Origin of the sequence: Nonomuraea sp. NPDC052116 (genome assembly GCF_040680035.1) — a bacterium.
GTDB classification, from domain to species: domain Bacteria; phylum Actinomycetota; class Actinomycetes; order Streptosporangiales; family Streptosporangiaceae; genus Nonomuraea; species Nonomuraea angiospora_A.
The window spans coordinates 305,798-323,210 of record NZ_JBFAWA010000005.1 but is presented as its reverse complement, the minus strand read 5'-3'; the positions used below and the strand labels follow the sequence as shown (position 1 = coordinate 323,210).

General features: G+C 68.9%; 19 protein-coding genes. 10 read left to right on the top strand and 9 right to left on the bottom strand.

From position 1 onward, the window contains the following. Nucleotides 1-61: 61 nt before the first annotated feature. A complete protein-coding gene (gene pcrA, locus AB0L65_RS11790; protein WP_363963087.1) occupies nt 62-2,281 on the bottom strand; it encodes a DNA helicase PcrA in 2,220 nt (739 codons plus the stop codon). Nucleotides 2,282-2,406: 125 nt separating this feature from the next. On the opposite strand from pcrA, the gene AB0L65_RS11785 reads away from it, so the two are divergent. Further along, nucleotides 2,407-3,126 (top strand): PIG-L deacetylase family protein, encoded by a 720-nt coding sequence (locus AB0L65_RS11785; RefSeq protein WP_364243540.1) that lies wholly within the window; start codon nt 2,407-2,409, stop codon nt 3,124-3,126. A gap of 6 nt (nt 3,127-3,132) precedes the next feature. On the opposite strand, the gene AB0L65_RS11780 is transcribed toward AB0L65_RS11785, so the two are convergent. The 6 genes from AB0L65_RS11780 to AB0L65_RS11755 all read right to left on the bottom strand — a co-directional run bounded on the left by AB0L65_RS11780 (nt 3,133) and on the right by AB0L65_RS11755 (nt 7,322). Beyond that, complete coding sequence (locus AB0L65_RS11780) at nt 3,133-3,564, bottom strand: PIN domain nuclease (protein WP_350731179.1); 432 nt, start codon at nt 3,562-3,564, stop codon at nt 3,133-3,135. Next, nucleotides 3,558-3,758, bottom strand: a complete 201-nt coding sequence (locus AB0L65_RS11775) for a type II toxin-antitoxin system VapB family antitoxin (protein ID WP_364243537.1) — start codon at nt 3,756-3,758, stop codon at nt 3,558-3,560. Before AB0L65_RS11775 ends, AB0L65_RS11780 begins: the two co-directional genes overlap by 7 nt. A 220-nt stretch (nt 3,759-3,978) precedes the next feature. Then, nucleotides 3,979-4,662, bottom strand: a complete 684-nt coding sequence (locus AB0L65_RS11770; protein ID WP_364243534.1) for a CPBP family intramembrane glutamic endopeptidase — start codon at nt 4,660-4,662, stop codon at nt 3,979-3,981. A gap of 250 nt (nt 4,663-4,912) precedes the next feature. Continuing rightward, the gene (locus tag AB0L65_RS11765; RefSeq protein WP_192790004.1) at nt 4,913-5,170 is read right to left on the bottom strand and encodes a WhiB family transcriptional regulator; all 258 of its coding nucleotides are present in this window, start codon (nt 5,168-5,170) and stop codon (nt 4,913-4,915) included. Between the two features lie 101 nt (nt 5,171-5,271). Continuing rightward, on the bottom strand, nt 5,272-5,916 hold the full coding sequence (locus tag AB0L65_RS11760; protein ID WP_364243531.1) for a neutral zinc metallopeptidase: 645 nt from the start codon (nt 5,914-5,916) through the stop codon (nt 5,272-5,274). Further along, nucleotides 5,913-7,322 carry a glutamate--cysteine ligase gene (locus AB0L65_RS11755; protein WP_364243529.1) on the bottom strand — a complete coding sequence of 470 codons (1,410 nt, stop codon included), beginning with the start codon at nt 7,320-7,322 and terminating at the stop codon, nt 5,913-5,915. Before AB0L65_RS11755 ends, AB0L65_RS11760 begins: the two co-directional genes overlap by 4 nt. A 378-nt stretch (nt 7,323-7,700) precedes the next feature. Between AB0L65_RS11755 and AB0L65_RS11750 the strand changes: the two genes are divergently transcribed. The 6 genes from AB0L65_RS11750 (at nt 7,701) to AB0L65_RS11725 (ending at nt 11,448) form a co-directional block, all read left to right on the top strand. Beyond that, the gene (locus AB0L65_RS11750) at nt 7,701-7,961 is read left to right on the top strand and encodes a hypothetical protein (protein WP_364243526.1); all 261 of its coding nucleotides are present in this window, start codon (nt 7,701-7,703) and stop codon (nt 7,959-7,961) included. Nucleotides 7,962-8,068: 107 nt separating this feature from the next. Further along, the gene (locus AB0L65_RS11745; RefSeq protein ID WP_364243523.1) at nt 8,069-9,220 is read left to right on the top strand and encodes a hypothetical protein; all 1,152 of its coding nucleotides are present in this window, start codon (nt 8,069-8,071) and stop codon (nt 9,218-9,220) included. A 149-nt stretch (nt 9,221-9,369) separates the two neighbouring features. Then, the gene (gene galE / locus AB0L65_RS11740) at nt 9,370-10,347 is read left to right on the top strand and encodes a UDP-glucose 4-epimerase GalE (protein WP_364243520.1); all 978 of its coding nucleotides are present in this window, start codon (nt 9,370-9,372) and stop codon (nt 10,345-10,347) included. Nucleotides 10,348-10,406: 59 nt separating this feature from the next. Beyond that, nucleotides 10,407-10,853: a MarR family transcriptional regulator gene (locus tag AB0L65_RS11735; RefSeq protein WP_364243518.1), complete on the top strand. Its 447-nt coding sequence runs from the start codon at nt 10,407-10,409 to the stop codon at nt 10,851-10,853. After that, the gene (locus AB0L65_RS11730) at nt 10,850-11,101 is read left to right on the top strand and encodes a zinc ribbon domain-containing protein (RefSeq protein WP_364243515.1); all 252 of its coding nucleotides are present in this window, start codon (nt 10,850-10,852) and stop codon (nt 11,099-11,101) included. The genes AB0L65_RS11735 and AB0L65_RS11730 overlap by 4 nt, the downstream gene beginning before the upstream one ends. Next, nucleotides 11,098-11,448 (top strand): hypothetical protein, encoded by a 351-nt coding sequence (locus AB0L65_RS11725; protein ID WP_364243513.1) that lies wholly within the window; start codon nt 11,098-11,100, stop codon nt 11,446-11,448. Before AB0L65_RS11730 ends, AB0L65_RS11725 begins: the two co-directional genes overlap by 4 nt. A gap of 7 nt (nt 11,449-11,455) precedes the next feature. Here AB0L65_RS11725 and AB0L65_RS11720 read toward each other — a convergent pair whose 3' ends face one another. Continuing rightward, a complete protein-coding gene (locus tag AB0L65_RS11720) occupies nt 11,456-12,238 on the bottom strand; it encodes a hypothetical protein (protein WP_364243511.1) in 783 nt (260 codons plus the stop codon). Nucleotides 12,239-12,304: 66 nt separating this feature from the next. Continuing rightward, on the bottom strand, nt 12,305-13,096 hold the full coding sequence (locus AB0L65_RS11715; RefSeq protein ID WP_364243509.1) for a hypothetical protein: 792 nt from the start codon (nt 13,094-13,096) through the stop codon (nt 12,305-12,307). A 339-nt stretch (nt 13,097-13,435) separates the two neighbouring features. On the opposite strand from AB0L65_RS11715, the gene sucC reads away from it, so the two are divergent. From sucC to AB0L65_RS11700, 3 genes are all read left to right on the top strand, one after another. Further along, nucleotides 13,436-14,617: an ADP-forming succinate--CoA ligase subunit beta gene (sucC, locus tag AB0L65_RS11710; protein ID WP_355378417.1), complete on the top strand. Its 1,182-nt coding sequence runs from the start codon at nt 13,436-13,438 to the stop codon at nt 14,615-14,617. 3 nt (nt 14,618-14,620) lie between these two features. Next, a complete protein-coding gene (gene sucD / locus AB0L65_RS11705; RefSeq protein WP_350731199.1) occupies nt 14,621-15,496 on the top strand; it encodes a succinate--CoA ligase subunit alpha in 876 nt (291 codons plus the stop codon). A 332-nt stretch (nt 15,497-15,828) separates the two neighbouring features. Then, on the top strand, nt 15,829-17,412 hold the full coding sequence (locus tag AB0L65_RS11700) for a DUF6350 family protein (RefSeq protein ID WP_364243505.1): 1,584 nt from the start codon (nt 15,829-15,831) through the stop codon (nt 17,410-17,412). Nucleotide 17,413: the final 1 nt, after the last annotated feature.

The following is a 17,413-nucleotide window of genomic DNA, read 5'->3' as shown; positions in this document are numbered from 1 at the left end:
AAGACATCAGGGCCGCTCTCCCAAGGCCAGGGAGGGCGGCCCTGCGGCCGTCAGGGGCCGGTCAGAGCTTGTCGATGGGCGCGTACGCCAGCAGCAGCGTCTTCTCCCCGCCGCTGCCGAAGTCGATCTTGACCTTGGTCTTCTCCGCCACCCCGTCCACGGACACCACCGTGCCCAGCCCGAACGCGTCATGCGTCACCCGGTCACCGGGCGCCAGCGAAGGCACCTTCCGCCCGCCGGTCTTGGCGGGTGGGCGGGCGGCGGGCTCCTTGCGGGTGGCCGCGCTCCAGGCGGACTTCTCCGGATCCGTACGCCAGTCGATGAGCTGCCCCGGCACCTCGTTCACGAACCGCGAGGCCGGGTTGAACGCCGGCGCCCCCCAGGAGCTGCGCACGGCCGCCCGCGTGATGTAGAGCCGCTGCTGCGCCCTGGTGATCCCCACGTACGCCAGCCGCCGCTCCTCCTCCAGCTCCTTGGGCTCCCCGAGCGAGCGGATGTGCGGGAACACCCCGTCCTCCATGGCCGTCAGGAAGACGACGGGGAACTCCAGCCCCTTGGCGGTGTGCAGGGTCATCAGCGTGACGACCCCCTGCCCGCCGTCGGCCTCGGGGATCTGGTCGGCGTCGGCCACGAGCGACACCTGCTCCAGGAACTCCACCAGCGTCCCCTCCGGATTGGCCTCCTCGAACTCGGAGGCGACGGAGATGAGCTCGTTGAGGTTTTCCAGGCGCGACTCGTCCTGCGGGTCCTCCGACGCCTCCAGTTCGGCGCGGTAGCCGGTGGCCACCAGCACCTCCTCGGCCAGCGCCGACGGCGGCATGCCCTCGGCCTTGGCGATCAGCTCCTCGAGCATCGCGACGAACTCGCGTACGGCGTTGAGCGAGCGCGTGGCCATCCCGTACGCCTCGTCGGCCCTGCGCAGCGCGTCCCAGAACGGGATGCGCTCGCGCGACGACAGCGCCTCGACCATCGCCTCGGCGCGGTCGCCGATGCCGCGCTTGGGCACGTTGAGGATGCGGCGCAGCGAGACCACGTCGGCCGGGTTGGCCAGCACGCGCAGGTACGCCAGGAGGTCCTTGACCTCCTTGCGCTCGTAGAAGCGCACGCCCCCGACCACCTTGTACGGCAGCCCGGTGCGGATGAAGATCTCCTCGAACACACGGGAGGCCGCGTTGGTCCGGTAGAAGACGGCCACCTCGCCCGGCTTGACGTCTTCCTCGTCGCTGAGCCGGTCGACCTCCTGGGCCACGAACATGGCCTCGTCGTGCTCGTTGTCGGCGACATATCCCACGATCTTGGGCCCGTCGCCCTGGTCGGACCAGAGGTTCTTGGGCTTGCGCGACTCGTTGCGCGCGATGACCGCGTTGGCGGCGGCCAGGATGTTCTGGGTGGAGCGGTAGTTCTGCTCCAGCAGGATGGTGCGCGCGTCCGGATAGTCGCGTTCGAACTCCAGGATGTTGCGGATCGTCGCGCCGCGGAAGGCGTAGATGGACTGGTCGGCGTCGCCCACCACGCACAGCTCGGACATGTCGGAGCCCGTCCGGACCAGCTCGCCGTCGGTCGTGCGCAGCTCGGGATGCCCGACCAGCTCCCTGATCAGGATGTATTGGGCGTGGTTGGTGTCCTGGTATTCGTCGACCAGCACGTGCCTGAACCGCATCCGGTAGTGCTCGGCCACGTCGGGGAAGAGCTGGAACAACGTCACCGTGTTCATGATGATGTCGTCGAAGTCCATCGCGCCGGCCTCGGTCAGCTTGAGCTGATAGGCCTTGTACGCCTCCGCCAGCGTCTTCTCCAGGTGCGAGCCCGCCTTGTCGAGCGCGGTCTCGTAGTCGATCAGCTCGTTCTTGAAGTTGCTGACCTGGGCCGAGAACGAGCGCGGCGGGTAACGCTTGGGATCGAGCTCCATCTCCCTGCAGACCATGGCCATGAGCCGCTGCGAGTCGGCCTGGTCGTAGATCGAGAAGCTCGACGGGAACCCCAGCCGCTTGGCCTCCCGCCGCAGGATGCGCATGCAGGCGCTGTGGAACGTCATCACCCACATCGCCCTGGACCGCGGGCCGACCAGCTTGTCGATGCGCTCCTTCATCTCGCGGGCGGCCTTGTTGGTGAAGGTGATCGCCAGGATCTCGCCCGGGTGCACCTCACGCTCGGCCAGCAGGTACGCGATGCGATGCGTGAGCACCCGCGTCTTCCCGGAGCCCGCCCCCGCAACGATGAGCAGCGGACTGCCATGATGGATCACGGCCTCGCGCTGCTGAGGGTTGAGGCCGTCGAGCAGAGGGTGGTCAACAGAGACTTGGGTCGGCACCTACCTAGGTTAAGACGCCCCACCGACATTCGGCGCCCGGAATGCCTTCGGCGGAGGGCCGGTTGTCTTTTCGTAGAACATCAGAAAGGGGAGTCATGCTGCCGGAAGCCGAGATCAACCGGGTCCTCGTGGTGACCGCCCATCCGGACGACGTCGACTTCGGCGCGGCGGGGAGCGTGGCGCTGTTCGTCGACAAGGGCGTCGAGGTCACGTACCTGCTCGCTACGGATGGCGATGCGGGCGGCAACGAACGTACGTTGGACAACTCCGGCATGGCCGAGCTCCGCAGGACCGAACAGCGGGCCGCCGCCAAGGCGGTCGGCGTCACCGACGTGCGGTTCCTCGGCTACAAGGACGGGCTCGTGGTGCCCTCGATCGAGCTGCGGCGCGACATCTCCCGCGTGATCCGTCAGGTCAGGCCGGACCTGGTCATCACCCACCACCCCGATCGCAACTACAACAATGTCGCCCCCAGCCATCCCGACCACCGCGCGGTGGGCGGCTCCGCCCTGGACGCCGTCTACCCGGACGCCCGCAACCCCTACGCCTTCCCCGAACTGGTGCGGGAGGAGGGCCTGGAGGCGTGGACCGTACGTGAGGTCTGGCTGACGGGCGGCTCGACCCCCAACCACTGGGTGGACGTCACCGAGGCCATGGACCGCAAGCTCGCGGCCTTGCAGTCACATGTGAGCCAGGTCGCCCACGTGGAGGGCTTCGTCGACTTCGTCAAGACCCGCTTCGCCGCCTGGGCCGACCAGGCCGGCTTCGCCTCGGGCCACTACGCGGAGGCCTTCCAGGTCGTCTCCACGGGCTGACCTTCCCTAGGGCACCGACCCTGGGGACACGACCCAGAGCGAGGGCTGGCCGGTGACCTCGGAGATGACGTCGAAGTCCCGGTCATAATGCAGGATCGTCGCCCCGTGCACCTCAGCACAGGCGGCGATCAGCAGGTCGCTGGGTCCGACGGCCCGGTGGTGCGATTTGCGCGCGAGGATCGCCTGGACGTCCAGCGCCCGGGCGGCCGCCTCCTTCTCATGGATCGACAGGAGGCGGAAGCCCTCGCGCAGGTAGTGGGCGTCGCGCTCGTAACCCGCCGGGTCACGCGCGCTGAAGAGGACCTCGAGCTGCGTGACCTCGCAGATGGCCAGCATCTTGTCGAGCATGAGCGGCTCGAGTGCGCGGTGGACCGCCGGGTGCGGCATGCGTGCCAGTGCGCTCTTGTCGATGAGGTAGACCACGCCGGTGGCTACCACGCATGCTTCATGATCTCCGGATCCAGAAGATCGGAATAGTCCCGGGTACGCCAGTATTCGAACGCTTCGCGACGCTTTGCCCTTTCGGCGATCTCCTCCAGGGCCGCGTTCACCGTCTCCTTCATGGTCGAAGTCCCCAACTCGTGCTGGGCGACCTCCAGCAGCTCCTTGTCGATGTCGATTACCGTACGCATGCAACACCACCTCCGTGCCTCCATCGTATATCAGAACTCATGATCTTGATATACGCATTTCCCGACTGCGGGAAGCGCGCGCTGGAGACGTTAAAGCATCGAGGTGGGACGTGCATGGAACGCTCCAATCGAAGGTTAAGGATCTTCCCCATTCGGGTCAGGAATCCTCATCCTCGGCTGATCAAAGATCCACCGGAGTGCCGGAAATGCTTACGTTCCGTCACTTTCGCTTGGCGGCGAGGCGGGCGAAGAGGTAGCCGAAGGAATTGGTGGCCAGGTGCAGCATGGCCGGGGTCAGGAGGCCGCCGCGGCGCCGGAGCTCGCAGAACAGCACCCCGGCCGCCGCCGTGGACACCACGCTCCCCGCCACCACCCGTGCCGTGTCCAGGCGGGCCGGAGAGTCGCCCGACGTCAGGGCGCCGAGAGCGGGGTTGGCGTGGGCCATGTCGATGGCCGGGAGGATGTGCCAGAGGCCGAACAGGGACGACGAGATCGCCGTGGCGGCCACCGTGCCGTGATCCTTGCGCAGCATCGCGTACAGGGCGCCCCGGAAACCCACCTCCTCCAGCAGGACCGTGCCCAGCGGGACCTGGAGCAGGGCCTCCTCCAGGACGCGGGCACGCGAGAGCGACAGGGCACGCTCGTCGTGGAAGAGCTGCCTGGTGCGGGGATTGGCGATGCCGACGGCGTAAACGGCCGCCACCGCCGCCGCCAGCGCGCCTCCCGCCACGGCGCCGCGCCGGCCGTGCTCGAACCCGAGCTCCTTCCACGACAGGCCGGACCTGCGGGCCGCCGCCACCAGGGCGGCGGTCGCGGCGGCCGAGGTCAGGGGGGCCAGGCGGGGGGCCACCTTGTTGTTCAGGAGGTTGGCTGCGGCGAGGATCGCGATCGAGCGGAGCAACACCCTTGCCAGGCTACGTCGCTCACCTCATCTTCGCCCACGCACTCCCCCCACCCACGCACTCCACCCACCCGGCTCCACCCACGCGCCCGGCTCCACCCACCCACCCGGCTCCACCCGCGCGCCCGGCTCCACCCACGTACTCCACCTACGGGGTCGGCTTCGCCCATGGGGTCGGCTCCGCCCACGCACTCCACTCACGCGGTCGGCTTCGCCCACGCCCGGCTTCGCCCACGCCGCCGGTCGGTCGGGGTCAGGAGGCGGCTGGGCGGCGCCAGCCTGTGGGGAAGCGGCTGCGGCGGCGCTCCTCCGGGGTGAGGCCGCCCCAGATGCCCTCCGACTCGCCCGAACGTAACGCGTACGCGCGGCACTCCTCGATGACCTGGCAGCGCGCGCAGACCGCTTTGGCGCGGGCCTCCTGCAAGGGGGTGGGGGCGAGGGGGAAGAAGAGGTCAGGGTCGCTGGATCTGCACGCACCCCTTCGCAGCCAGCCGATCTCCTCCAATGGCATGGGTCAACGGTAGAGCGTGGGCATGATCAGATACATCATCCTCTGGGTTGACCCGCGTATACATCCTGGGGTCCGATCCGCGCCCCTCGTGTACGCCCCGGTCAGCACGCGTTCACGCCGTCCCGATAACCGGTCGCGAACGACGTCTGGCGCTGCTCGGCCGTCCCGTGAGCCGACGGGTTCAGCCAGTCGTCCGTCGGGTCGCCCGCCGCCTCCAGGCTCGTGAGCAGCTCGTCCTCGTCGCCCGGTTGCGTGTCGAGCACGCCCGAGCGCACGAGCGCCGAGAGGGTCCCGCCCGCGTAACAGTCGGCCTGGAGCTCCATTTGTACGTTGAGCTGGAAGTTCGTCTGGAGCTGCGCCTGGATCGCGTGCCCGAACTCGTGGGGAATGATCACGTAGACCGACCCGTCGCCCATCTCGTTCCAGAGCGACTCCATCCAGGTCTGGTCGAAGGCGATGAAGTGGCCGATGGGGCAGTAGAAGGCGTTGTTCGGGACAGCGGGCTCGTTGCCGCAGCTGGGTCCGGAGTTCCCGGAGTAGGGGACGAAGTCGGCGATAGGCCGATAAGTCCGGCCGCTCTGCTGGAACTGCTGCGTCCAGAACGCCTCCGTCAGCGTACGGGCGCTGCGCACATCGTCCTCGAACGAGTCGGCCCCCTGGGTGTCCATGGACGGCCGCCTGCCCAGGCCGCAGGCGCCGACCAGGAGGACCAGGGCGAGGACCAGGATGCGCTTCACGGGCTTCACACGTCCCAAGTGTGCACGGGCTCGTTGGTGTGCATCCGCTCGATGTACTCGAGCGTCATGGACCGCAACGCCTCGTGCCGGTCCCCGGAGACTTCCTCGTGCGCGCGCACGCGTTCCACCTGCCAGCTCGCCCCCGTACGGCCGGTCAGGCAGCGCCCCTCGATGATGCCGAGCAGCCGGTCGGCAACGGGACCGTCCACGCCCCACCTGGCCAGCCCCTCACGCGCCATGGGCAGCAGGCGCCGCAGGATCAGCTCGGCCGCCGGCACCTCACCCATGCCCGGCCAGTACAGCCGCGCGTCCAGGCCGTGCCGCGCCGCCGCGCCGAGGTTGTCCTCCGCCGCCTGGAACGACATCTGGCTCCAGATCGGCCGCTCGGTGTACGGCAGCACGCGCATCAACCCGTAGTAGAACGCCGCGTTCGCCGCGATGTCGGCCACGGTGGGCCCGGCGGGCAGCACGCGGTTCTCCACGCGCAGGTGCGGCACCCCGTCCACCACCGCGTACACCGGCCGGTTCCACCGGTAGATCGTGCCGTTGTGCAGGGTCAGCTCGTGCAGGTGTGGGATACGGCCCTGTTCGAGCTCGGTACGGGGGTCCTCGTCCTCGCACAGGGGCAGCAGGGCCGGGTAATAGCTGACGTTCTCCTCGAACAGGTCGAAGACGCTCGTGATCCACCGCTCCCCGAACCACACCCTCGGCCGCACTCCCTGCGTCTTCAACTCGGCCGGCCGCGTGTCCGTAGCCTGCTCGAACAGGGTGATCCTGGTCTCGCGGTGCAACTCCTTGCCGAACAGGTACGGGGAGTTGGCCGCCACCGCCACCTGAGGCCCGGCGATGGCCTGGGCCGCGTTCCAGTGCGAGGCGAACGCGTCGGGGCTGACCTGCAGATGCAGCTGCACGCTCGTGCACGCGGCCTCGGGGGCGACGCTGTCCGCGTGGGTGTCCAGGCGCTCGACGCCCTCGATGGCCAGGTGCAGGTCCTCGCCGCGGGCCGCGAAGATCTGCTCGTTGAGCAGGCGGTAGCGGGGGTTCGCGGAGAGCGTGCCCTCGCCGATGTCCTGCTCGCGCAATGTGGGCAGGATGCCGATCAGTACGAGGTGACCGTCCTGGGAGCGGGCGCGTTCCTCGGCGTGGTTGAGCCGTGTCCTGACGTCGTCCTCCAGGCGGAGCGCGCCGTCGCCGCCCAGCTCCTGCGGCTCGATGTTGATCTCGATGTTGAACTGTCCCAGCTCCGTGGCCCAGTCGGGCTGCTCGATCGCGGCCAGCACCTGGGCGTTGCGCATGGCCGCCTCGCCGTACGCGTCCACGATGTTGAGCTCGATCTCCAGGCCTGCGAGGGGACGCTCGATCTCAAACCGGGACTCGCGCAACATCTGGGCGAAGACGTCGAGGCATCGATACACCTTTTCCCGATATTTCCGTCGGTCGTCCCGACTGAAGACGACGCTTGGCACGTCTCTGCCCATATCAGGAAATGTCGCACGCCAACCCAGGACCAACAAGCCCAGACGATGTGGTCGGGGTGCGGTGGCGAGTTCGGCTGTGACGCCGGGGCGTGTCTGCGCTGATGGCGGTGGGACTCCTGCGGCGCGGTGGCGAGGTCGGTTATAGGAGCGGTCCGGGGGTTTGGGGCGTAGTTCTGGCTTGGCTGTGAGGGGCGGGGTCGCGCCGAGCGAGGTTCGGGGTACGGCGTGATGGGGGGAGGAGCAGAGGCGCAAGTGAGCCGGACCCAGCCGGACAAGCTGATCAAGGGGTGCAGAGCTGTTCGTGTTTGAGCGTGCATGACATGGGTCTGGTCACGTCATCGCCCGATCGCCCCTGCCTTCGTCGTGTCCGGCCCATCCGGTGTGGCCGTCCGCGACCGGCTCAAGCGCCTCACGCCTGAGGACGACAGAGTGTTGCGGCTGGTCGGCGCGCATCTGGGCACGCTGGCCTCCGCCGATCTGAAAACCAGGTGCGCCGACGGGCTGGGGCACTCCTCTGACACCTGGGCGGCGCGCAAGCGCGAGTTGACCGTGCAGTCGTCGGCGCGCTGGGCCTGAGCCATCACCAAAGCGTCCCATGAGGAGCCATCACCAAAGCGTCCCATGATCAGTGGGCGCTGGCCCGCCGCTGCCAGACCGACCACATTCGCGACCTCTCCGCCGCCATGGCCACGATCACCCGTCGGCTGTCCCAGCCCGTCGGGAAGAAGGGCACCCGCAAGGATCCGGGCGGCTACCGCTCGGCGCAGGAGTGGTTCGCCAAGTCCCGCCGCCTGCACCTCCTGCAAGACCGGCTCGCCCGCCAGCGGGCCGACCGCCAAGCCGGGCGGGTGCGTGTGGTGCGAGGCGGCAAACAGCTCGCCCGCGCCCGGCACAACCTCGCCCAGGCACAACTCGCCGAACCGGAGCGGCCGCAGCGGTGGGAGGCCGGGCGCTGGTTCCTGGCCGCCGACGGCGAGTCCGGCAAACGCTTCGGTAACGAGACCATCCGCATCACCCCCGACGGCCAGGTGTCAATCAAGATGCCCGCGCCGCTGGCACAGCACGCGAACGCGCCGCACGGCCGCTACGTGCTCGCCGCCCGGGTGCGTTTCGCCCATCGCGGCACCGAGTGGGCGGATCGGATCGAGGCCAACCGGGCGGTGGCCTACCGTATCCACCTGGACACGGCGCGCGGACGCTGGTACATCACCGCCTCCTGGCAGCGACCTGCTTTCCCAGCCATCCCCATGGCTGCCGCGCTCGCCCACGGGGTGATCGGCGTGGACACCAACGCCGACCACCTGGCCGCCTGGCGCCTGGACGCCCACGGCAACCCCATCGGCAATCCCCGCCGCTTCGCCTACGACCTATCCGGGTCGGCAGACCATCGTGACGCCCAGGTCCGCCACGCCCTGACTCAGCTGCTGCACTGGGCACGCACCTGCGGCGTGAACGCCATCGCCATCGAAGACCTCGACTTCCGCGCGGAGAAGACCCGGGAGAAACACGGCCGCCGCAAACGCTTCCGCAAGCTCATCTCCGACATGCCCACGAGCAAGCTCCGGGCCCGGCTCACCTCGATGGCTGACCAGACGGGTATCGCGATCATCGCCGCCGACGCGGCCTACACCTCCAAGTGGGGGGCCCAGCACTGGCAAAAGCCCCTCACCACCACAAAACGCACGACCACCCGCCACGACGCAGCCGCCGTGGCGATCGGCAGACGCGCCCAAGGGCACCCGATCCGGCGACGGACGGCACCGCCCCCTGCTCCACCGGAGCGATGGACAGGGGCATCGGACCGTTCAGGCCGGACCGGACGTCCGCGGGCGTGAGGGACCCCGTCCCCGCATCCCCGGACCACGGACACGATCCGTGCCGCCCGGACGCGGCGCGTACGCGGGCGACCAGAACGCTCAACACCGTTCGGAGCGTTCGGCTGAGCATATACAACTCATGCTCAGTCTCTAGGTACGGTGCTGGGATGCGTGTATTGATTACTGGCGGGGCGGGATATATCGGGAGCACGGTCGCGTCGGCGTGCCTCGATGCCGGGATCGAGCCCGTCATTCTCGACAACCTCATCACGGGCAGGCGCGAGTTCGCGAAGGGGCGGGCGTTCTATGAAGGGGATATCAGCGACGGCCCGCTGATTGACAAGATATTCGCGGAATATCCGGATATTGAGGCCGTAGTCCACTGTGCCGCGCTCATCGTGGTCCCCGACTCCGTCGCCGACCCCATCGGCTACTACCGTGCGAACGTCACCAAGAGCCTCGAGTTCGTCGATCACCTGATCCGCAACGGCTGCACCCGGATGATCTTCAGCTCCTCCGCGTCCATCTACCGCACGGGTGACGACCACACGGTGAACGAGGACTCCCCCCTCGGCCCCCAGAGCCCGTACGCGCGGACCAAGGCGGTCTGCGAGGCCATGTTCGCCGACATCGCCGCAGGCCGCCCGATCAGGATCCTCTCCCTGCGCTACTTCAACCCGATCGGCGCCGACCCCGAGATGCGCACCGGTCTGCAGCTGCGGCGGCCCAGCCACGCCCTCGGCAAGATGATCGAGGCGTACGAGGACGGCATCCCCTTCCGGATCACCGGCACCGGCTACCCGACCAGGGACGGCACGGGCATCCGCGACTACGTCCACGTCTGGGACCTGGCGACGGCGCACGTGGCGGCGCTGCGGCGGTTCGACGAGCTGGACGTCGATGTGATCAATCTGGGCACCGGCGCCGGCACCACCGTCCGCGAGCTGGCCGAGGCGTTCAACCGCGTCGTTGACCGCCCGATCGAGGTCGTCGAGACCGACCCGCGCCCCGGCGACGTGGCAGGCGCCTACACCCGCAGCGACCGCGCCCGCAGCCTGCTGGACTGGCAGGCCCGCTACTCCGTCGAGGAGGGCATCAGGCATTCGCTCGAATGGGCGGGCCTGCGGGAGTCCCGGCTCGGGTAGACCTCCGTCCTGCGGCGGAGTAAAGTTCGTACACGAATAGTTCGTACACGAAAGAAGTGATGGAAGAAGCGGAGGCGGCCCGCGAGGTCGCGCGGCTCTACCCTGCGATCTACCGGCGGTTCAAGGCGTCCAAGAGACCGATCGCGGCCGGGCTGACCGCCAGGATGCACGCCGTGCTCGGCCACCTGCAGGCCGCCGGGCCGCTCACCCTGAGCGAGCTGGCCGAGCACCTGCAACTGTCCAAGGCCGCGACGACCGAGCTGGTCAACCGGGTCGAGGAACGCGGCCTGGTGGGCAGGATCAGGGACGAGCGCGACCGGCGGCGGGTGTTCGTGTGGGTCACGGACGAAGGGCGGGCGGCCTTCGCGGCGGCCACGCCACGGGTGCTCGAGGACGACCTGCTGGCGCGGGCCGTACGTCAGATGACGTCACAGGAGCGCGAAGGGCTCGTCACGGGGCTCCGGGCGCTCCTCAGGGGCGAAGACCCAGGAGAGGACGAGCCGTGAACTGTCAGAGCTGCGGGATGCCCATGCGGACCGCCGACGACCACGCCCTCGGTCACCCGGACAGCACGTGGTGCCGGATGTGCGCCAAGCCGGACGGGACGCTGCAGGACTTCGACGAGCGGTTCGAGCGCATGGTGCAGTGGCAGACCCAGCGCACCGGCCAGGCCAGGGCCGAGGCCGAGGAGGCCACCAGGGCCTACATGCGCTCGATGCCCGCCTGGCGCGACCACCCGAGGCTCGCGTCATGAGGATCCTCGGCGTCGACAACATCCTGGTCGGGGTCGCGGACCTGGCGCGGGCTCGGGAGTTCTACGGGGGTGTGCTGGGGCTGGAGGAGAGGTTCGCGACGGGGGAGCTGGCGCTGTTCGCGATCGGGGAGGAGGCCCCGGGGCTGCTGGTACGGGTCCAGGAGGGCGGGCCGGGCTCCATGCGCGTATGGCTGGAGGTGCCCGATGCCCGCGCGGCGGCCGATGAGCTGGGGATCGAGCCGTTCGAGGTGTTCACGGGGTGGACGGTCGAGGTAGCCGACCCCTGGGGGAACGTCATCGGCCTGACCGACTACACCAAACAGCCTCACCTGGCCCGCGCGGGCTGAGGACGCCTTACCGGGAGGCGAGCGCCTCGTTCGGGAGGATCTGCAGTTCCCGAAGTTCCTGCAGCAGCTCGTCGAGGGCCTGCTGATCGAGCTCTTCGGAGCTGATCACCAGCTCCTCGGGCGGGGCCTTGATCGTCACCTTGTGGCCCCAGTCGCTGTACCGGGTGTCAACCGTGTCCAGCCCGCCTGAAGAGTTTTTCGCGCCGGTGAAGAGGCGGCTGGGCAGGCCGGAGGAGCCGATGCTCAGCCGGTAGTCCACCGAAGGGCCGAAATAGAGCCCGCTGAGCTTGTTCGTCTGTTTAGCGGTGAGAGTGCCCCGGTAGAGGCTGCCCGTGTTGGACTTCGCGTGCGATAGCAGGCCCTTCAACTGTGCAGGCTGGAAGATGTTGAAGGGGTGAAAGGTGCTCTCCGCCCGGCTCGCTTCGCCTATATTCAGCCAGGTCTTGCCCTCGGGCAGGGTCTTCTCGTAATCCTTGCTCTGGATGTAAGACTGCTTCCCGACCGTTACGGCACGGAAGACGATCTTCTCCGAGGACTTCAGGAAGCTTCCCCGGATGGTCACATCGGAGGCGACTACCCCTGAAGCGCCGAACTCGAAAGTACCGGTCACGCGGAGGGCGGTCGGCTTCTTCCCCTTGGCCACCGTTCGGCCCAATTCGGAGATCTTCACGCCGTGCCCAGGCACGAACTGGCTCTTCAGCGCCTTCACCGGATCAGGGGTCGCCGCCTGCGCCGGTGCGGCGGTGACCAGTGCCGTGGCGGCCACCGCCGCCGCCAGAACTCGCTTCATGCGCATCCTTAAAGAGGAGAAAAGCCTCCTCCCACCCAGCGGGCGGAAGGAGGCGGAGAGGGTTGCTCAGTTGGCGAGCGAGTTCAGGGAGTTGTTCGGGATCTCCTGCGGAACGTCGCTGTCCTCACCGAGGTCGTCCACGTCGACCCACAGGTCCTTGGCCGGAGCCTTGATCTTGACCTTGGATCCCCACCCGAGGTACCGGGTCTCGGTCTCGGAGCGGGTCTTGCCCAGGACGCCGAAGTCCAGGCTCCAGCCCGAGGTGAGCGTGGTGACCAGGCCCTTGGAGTTGACCTTCAGCGCGTAGTCAATCTTGATCTTGCCGATCGTGCCGGACAGTTTCTGACCGTAGGCCTTGGCCAGTTCGCTGTACGTGAGGGCGCCCTTGTACGTGCCGCCCTTGAAGCTCTTGGCACGCGACACCAGCGTCTTCAGCACCTTCGGCTCGAAGATGTCGAGGATCTGGTTGTAGGTGCCGCCGGTCGCCTCGCCACCGCCGTAGCGAACCCACTTCTTGCCCTCGGGCAGGTCCTCGGTGAACAGCCCGCCCTGAACGTAGCTGTAGCCGCCGACCGTGATGATGCGCGGCGGGGCGAGCGCGGCCGCAAGGCTCTTGTCCTTGCTGGGCTTGCGGGTCCGGACATCGCTCGCGACGATTCCGGACTTGCCGAACTCGAAAGAGCCGAGCGTCGTGCTGACCCCGACGCTCTTGCCGTCCACGGACATCCGGGTCTTCTCGGAGATCCGTACACCGTGCCCCGCGACGAACTGCTTCTTGAGCGCCTTCACCGGGTCCACCGGCGCGGCCTGCGCGGCAGGTGTGGCGGTAACGAGCGCTGCGGCCGTGGTTAACGCCAAGCCCGCGAGAATTCGCTTCATACGATTTCCCCGTTCGATTCAAAAGGAGAGGGAGCAGAAGCCTGCCAATAGAAGATCACGACCATATATCGACAGCCCGGTCACGCGATGCCAAAACGGTGCATTTTTCGTGCAGGGTCGGCCCTGGAGAAGTGAGATGACCGTCACAGAGCGGAAGAACCATGCCCCCATGACCTGTGCAGGTCAAGCTTCGGGCTAGGCTTTACCGGCGGAAACGCCCGGCACGCACGGGTTGCCCGGGGCGTCGAACATCAGTCGGAAAAGCAGGGCGCGAACCCGACAGAGGGCGAGCGACCAAACGGAAGAGGACGGACCCTCGTGGACCTGTTCGAACATCAGGCGAAGGAGCTCTTCGCCGACTACGGCATCCCGGTGCCACGCGGCATCGTCGCACACAACGTGGAGGAGGCGCGGTCGGCCGCCGAGGAGCTGACCGGCCGCGTTGTCGTCAAGGCCCAGGTCAAGACCGGTGGCCGAGGCAAAGCCGGAGGCGTCAAGGTGGCCGACGACGCGGCCGACGCCGTGACGAAGGCCGAAGCCATCCTCGGCATGGACATCAAGGGCCACACGGTCCACAAGGTCCTCGTCGAGGAGGCCAGCGCGATCGCGGAGGAGTACTACTTCTCCTTCCTGCTCGACCGCGCGAACCGTACCTTCCTCGCCATCTGCTCCGCCGCGGGCGGTATGGACATCGAAGAGGTCGCCCACACCGCGCCCGAGAAGGTCGCCAAGGTGCCGGTCTCGGCGCTGACCGGCATCGACCGCGCGAAGGCCCGCGAGATCGCGGTGGCCGGCGGCCTGCCGGAGAAGGCGCTCGACGGCGCCGCCGACCTCATCGAGAAGCTCTGGTGCTGCTTCGTCGACGAGGACGCCACGCTCGTCGAGGTCAACCCCATGATCCTGTCCGCCGACGGCCAGGTGAAGGCCCTCGACGGCAAGGTCACGCTCGACGACAACGCCTCCTTCCGCCAGGCCGACCACGAGGCGCTGGCCGACAAGGCGGCCGAGGACCCCCTCGAGGCCAAGGCCAAGGAGAAGGACCTCAACTACGTCAAGCTCGACGGCGACGTCGGCATCATCGGCAACGGCGCGGGCCTGGTCATGTCCACGCTCGACGTGGTGGCGTACGCGGGCGAGCCGTTCCCCGGCAAGCCGTCCCCCGCGAACTTCCTCGACATCGGCGGCGGCGCCTCGGCCGAGGTCATGGCCGCGGGCCTGGAGATCATCCTCTCCGACCCGAGCGTCAAGTCGATCTTCGTGAACGTCTTCGGCGGCATCACCGCCTGCGACGCCGTCGCCAACGGCATCGTCTCGGCGTTCAAGCTGCTGGAGAGCCGCGGCGAGGCCGTGACCCACCCGCTCGTGGTGCGCCTCGACGGCAACAACGCCCAGCTCGGGCGGCAGATCCTGGCCGACGCCGCGCTCCCGCGGGTCGAGCTGGTAGACACGATGGACGACGCGGCCAAGCGTGCCGCCGAGCTCGCTGCGGTAGGTGCGTGACCCATGGCCATCTGGTTGACTGAGAACAGCAAGATCATCGTTCAGGGCATGACCGGTGGCGAGGGCACCAAGCACACCCGCCGCATGCTCGCCTCCGGCGCCCGCGTCGTCGGCGGCGTGAACGCCCGCAAGGCCGGCATCACGCACGAGGGCCTGCCGGTGTTCGGGACGGTCAAGGACGCCATGGAGAAGACCGGCGCCGACGTGTCGGTCGTGTTCGTGCCGCCGGCGTTCACCAAGGACGCGGTCATCGAGGCCATCGACGCCGAGATCCCGCTGTGCGTGGTGATCACCGAGGGCGTCCCGGTCCACGACAGCACCGCGTTCTGGGCGTACGCCGTCTCCAAGGGCAACAAGACCCGCATCATCGGCCCCAACTGCCCCGGCATCGCCTCCCCCGGTGCCTCCAACGCGGGCATCATCCCGGCCGACATCACCACCGCGGGTCGCATCGGCCTGGTCTCGAAGTCGGGCACGCTGACGTACCAGCTGATGTACGAGCTGCGTGACTTCGGCTTCTCGACCGCTGTGGGCATCGGTGGCGATCCCGTCATCGGCACGACCCACATCGACGCGCTCCAGGCGTTCCAGGAGGACCCGGGCACCGACGCGATCGTCATGATCGGCGAGATCGGCGGTGACGCCGAGGAGCGGGCGGCCGCCTACATCGAGCAGCACGTCACCAAGCCGGTCGTGGCCTACGTCGCGGGCTTCACCGCCCCCGAGGGCAAGACCATGGGCCACGCCGGCGCCATCGTGTCGGGCTCCGCGGGCACCGCCCAGGCCAAGAAGGAGGCCCTGGAGAAGGTCGGCGTCCGCGTCGGCAAGACCCCCTCCGAGACCGCCCGCCTCATGCGCGAGATCATGCAGGCGCGCTGATCATCGGGTTTTTTCGAAAGCCCCGTGCGGGTCTCACCGCACGGGGCTTTCCCTTCCCCATCTTTTACGCTTACGGCGGGCAACCCACCCGCCGCACGTGGCCGGCCCCTGTCCAGGGAGACGGTCACGAGGTGCGCGGGGCCGGCCGCTGTTACGCCGCCCCGTGGGCCGTCTCCGTGGCCGGTCCGGGGCCCGGAGGACAAATTGGGTGTAGTTCGACGTCACAAAGTGGGTGGACGGCGGCGCGTCAACCAAGCGCCGGTCGGGAAACCTTGAGAAAATCGCCTACTGTGACGGCGATTCTCGACCAGTTGCGTGCTGCCCCCCGGTCGATGCTAGGCAAGCTCCCCGGGAGCTCGGGCGACGACGACGAGACGAGGCGGCCGCTACCCGTGTCCGGGATGCTGGCCGCCGCCGCCACGCTGGGCGTCGGGCTGGCCGCGCTCACCACGCTCACCCTCGTCGGCTGGATCGCCGCGCCGCGCGGCACGCTGGGCACGGGGCTGCCAGGAGTGTTCCGCACCGCGGCGCAGCTCTGGCTGGCCGCGCACCACGCCGGGTTCGCGATCCAGGGCGGGCGGGTCGGGCTGCTGCCGCTGGGGCTGATCGTGCTGCCCGCCGTGCTCCTCTACCGCGCCGGGCGGTGGATGGCCCGCGACGCCGACCTGCGGCTGCGGCTGCCCGCCCGGCTGCCGAAGAACAGCCCCAAGGAGCAGGCCGGGGCCCGTCGCCGCGCCCAGCTCGCCGTGGTCGTCCAGGCGGGGGTGTCGCTGGCGGCGCCGTACGCGCTGCTCGCGGGGTTGATCGCGCTCGCGGCGAGCAACGAGATCACGCAGCCGTTCATCGGCGAGGCGTTGCTCAGCCACTTCGTGCTGGCGTTCCTGGCGGGGTCGCTGGCCACGGCGCGGATGATCGGGCCCTGGCGGGTGATGCTGCGGCTGCTGCCCGAGCGGGTGCGCGCGGTCACCGTCGGCACGGCGGTCGCCACGGCGTTGCTGCTCGTGGCCGGGCTCGCGCTGGTGCTGGTCGCCATCGTGCTGAACTTCGGGCAGGTCAAGGAGCTGTCCGACGTGCTCTCGCCGGGGCTCGTCGGCGGGGTGCTGCTGTTGCTGCTGCAACTCCTCTACCTGCTGAACGCCGTCGTCTGGGCCTCCTCCTACATCGCCGGGCCCGGGTTCGCGATCGGCGCCGAGACCCTGGTCGCGCCCACGGGGGTGCAGCTCGCCACGGTGCCGAGCCTGCCGCTGCTGGGGGCGTTGCCGGAGAGCGGGCCCGTGCCGGGGTGGATGATGGCGGTGGTCGCGGTGCCGTTCGCGGCGGGGGCCGTCGCGGGGGTCATGGTGGCCCGGATCTCGCCGTCGCCCTCCTACGAGGCGGCGCCGCTGTGGGGGTTCCTCAGCGGGGTCGTCACCGGGCTCGTGGCGGGACTGCTGGCGGCGCTGTCCGGCGGGCCCATCGGCGGCGGGCGGCTGGCCACGATCGGGCCCTCGCCCTGGGAGGTGGCGCTCTCCGTCGCGGTGGAGGTCGGCGTGGCCGCGGGCATCTCCGCCGGCGTGGCCAACCTGCTGCTGCTCAACAAGCGCGCCCGCACGCCGCTCGACAAGGCGGCCGCCCCCGTACGCAAGGCCGGGGCCGCCATCGCCAAGGCGGCGAGCAAGGTCGGCCTGGCCGAGTCGGACCCGCGCCCGCTGCCCGGCCACTGGATGGACGCCACCGAGGCCGACACCCAGGAGATCCCGGTCATCCGGGACGACTGGCAGGACGAGCACGCCTCAGCCGAGGCCGAGACGCTGGCCCAGGCCCGCCCGCGCCTGCCGCAGCCCGACCGCCCGCCCCGCAAGGACATCGTGGACGAGTCGGACGACCGCGGCGGCCACGTCATCTACCTCGACCCGTACGCCTGGGACCGCGACTGAC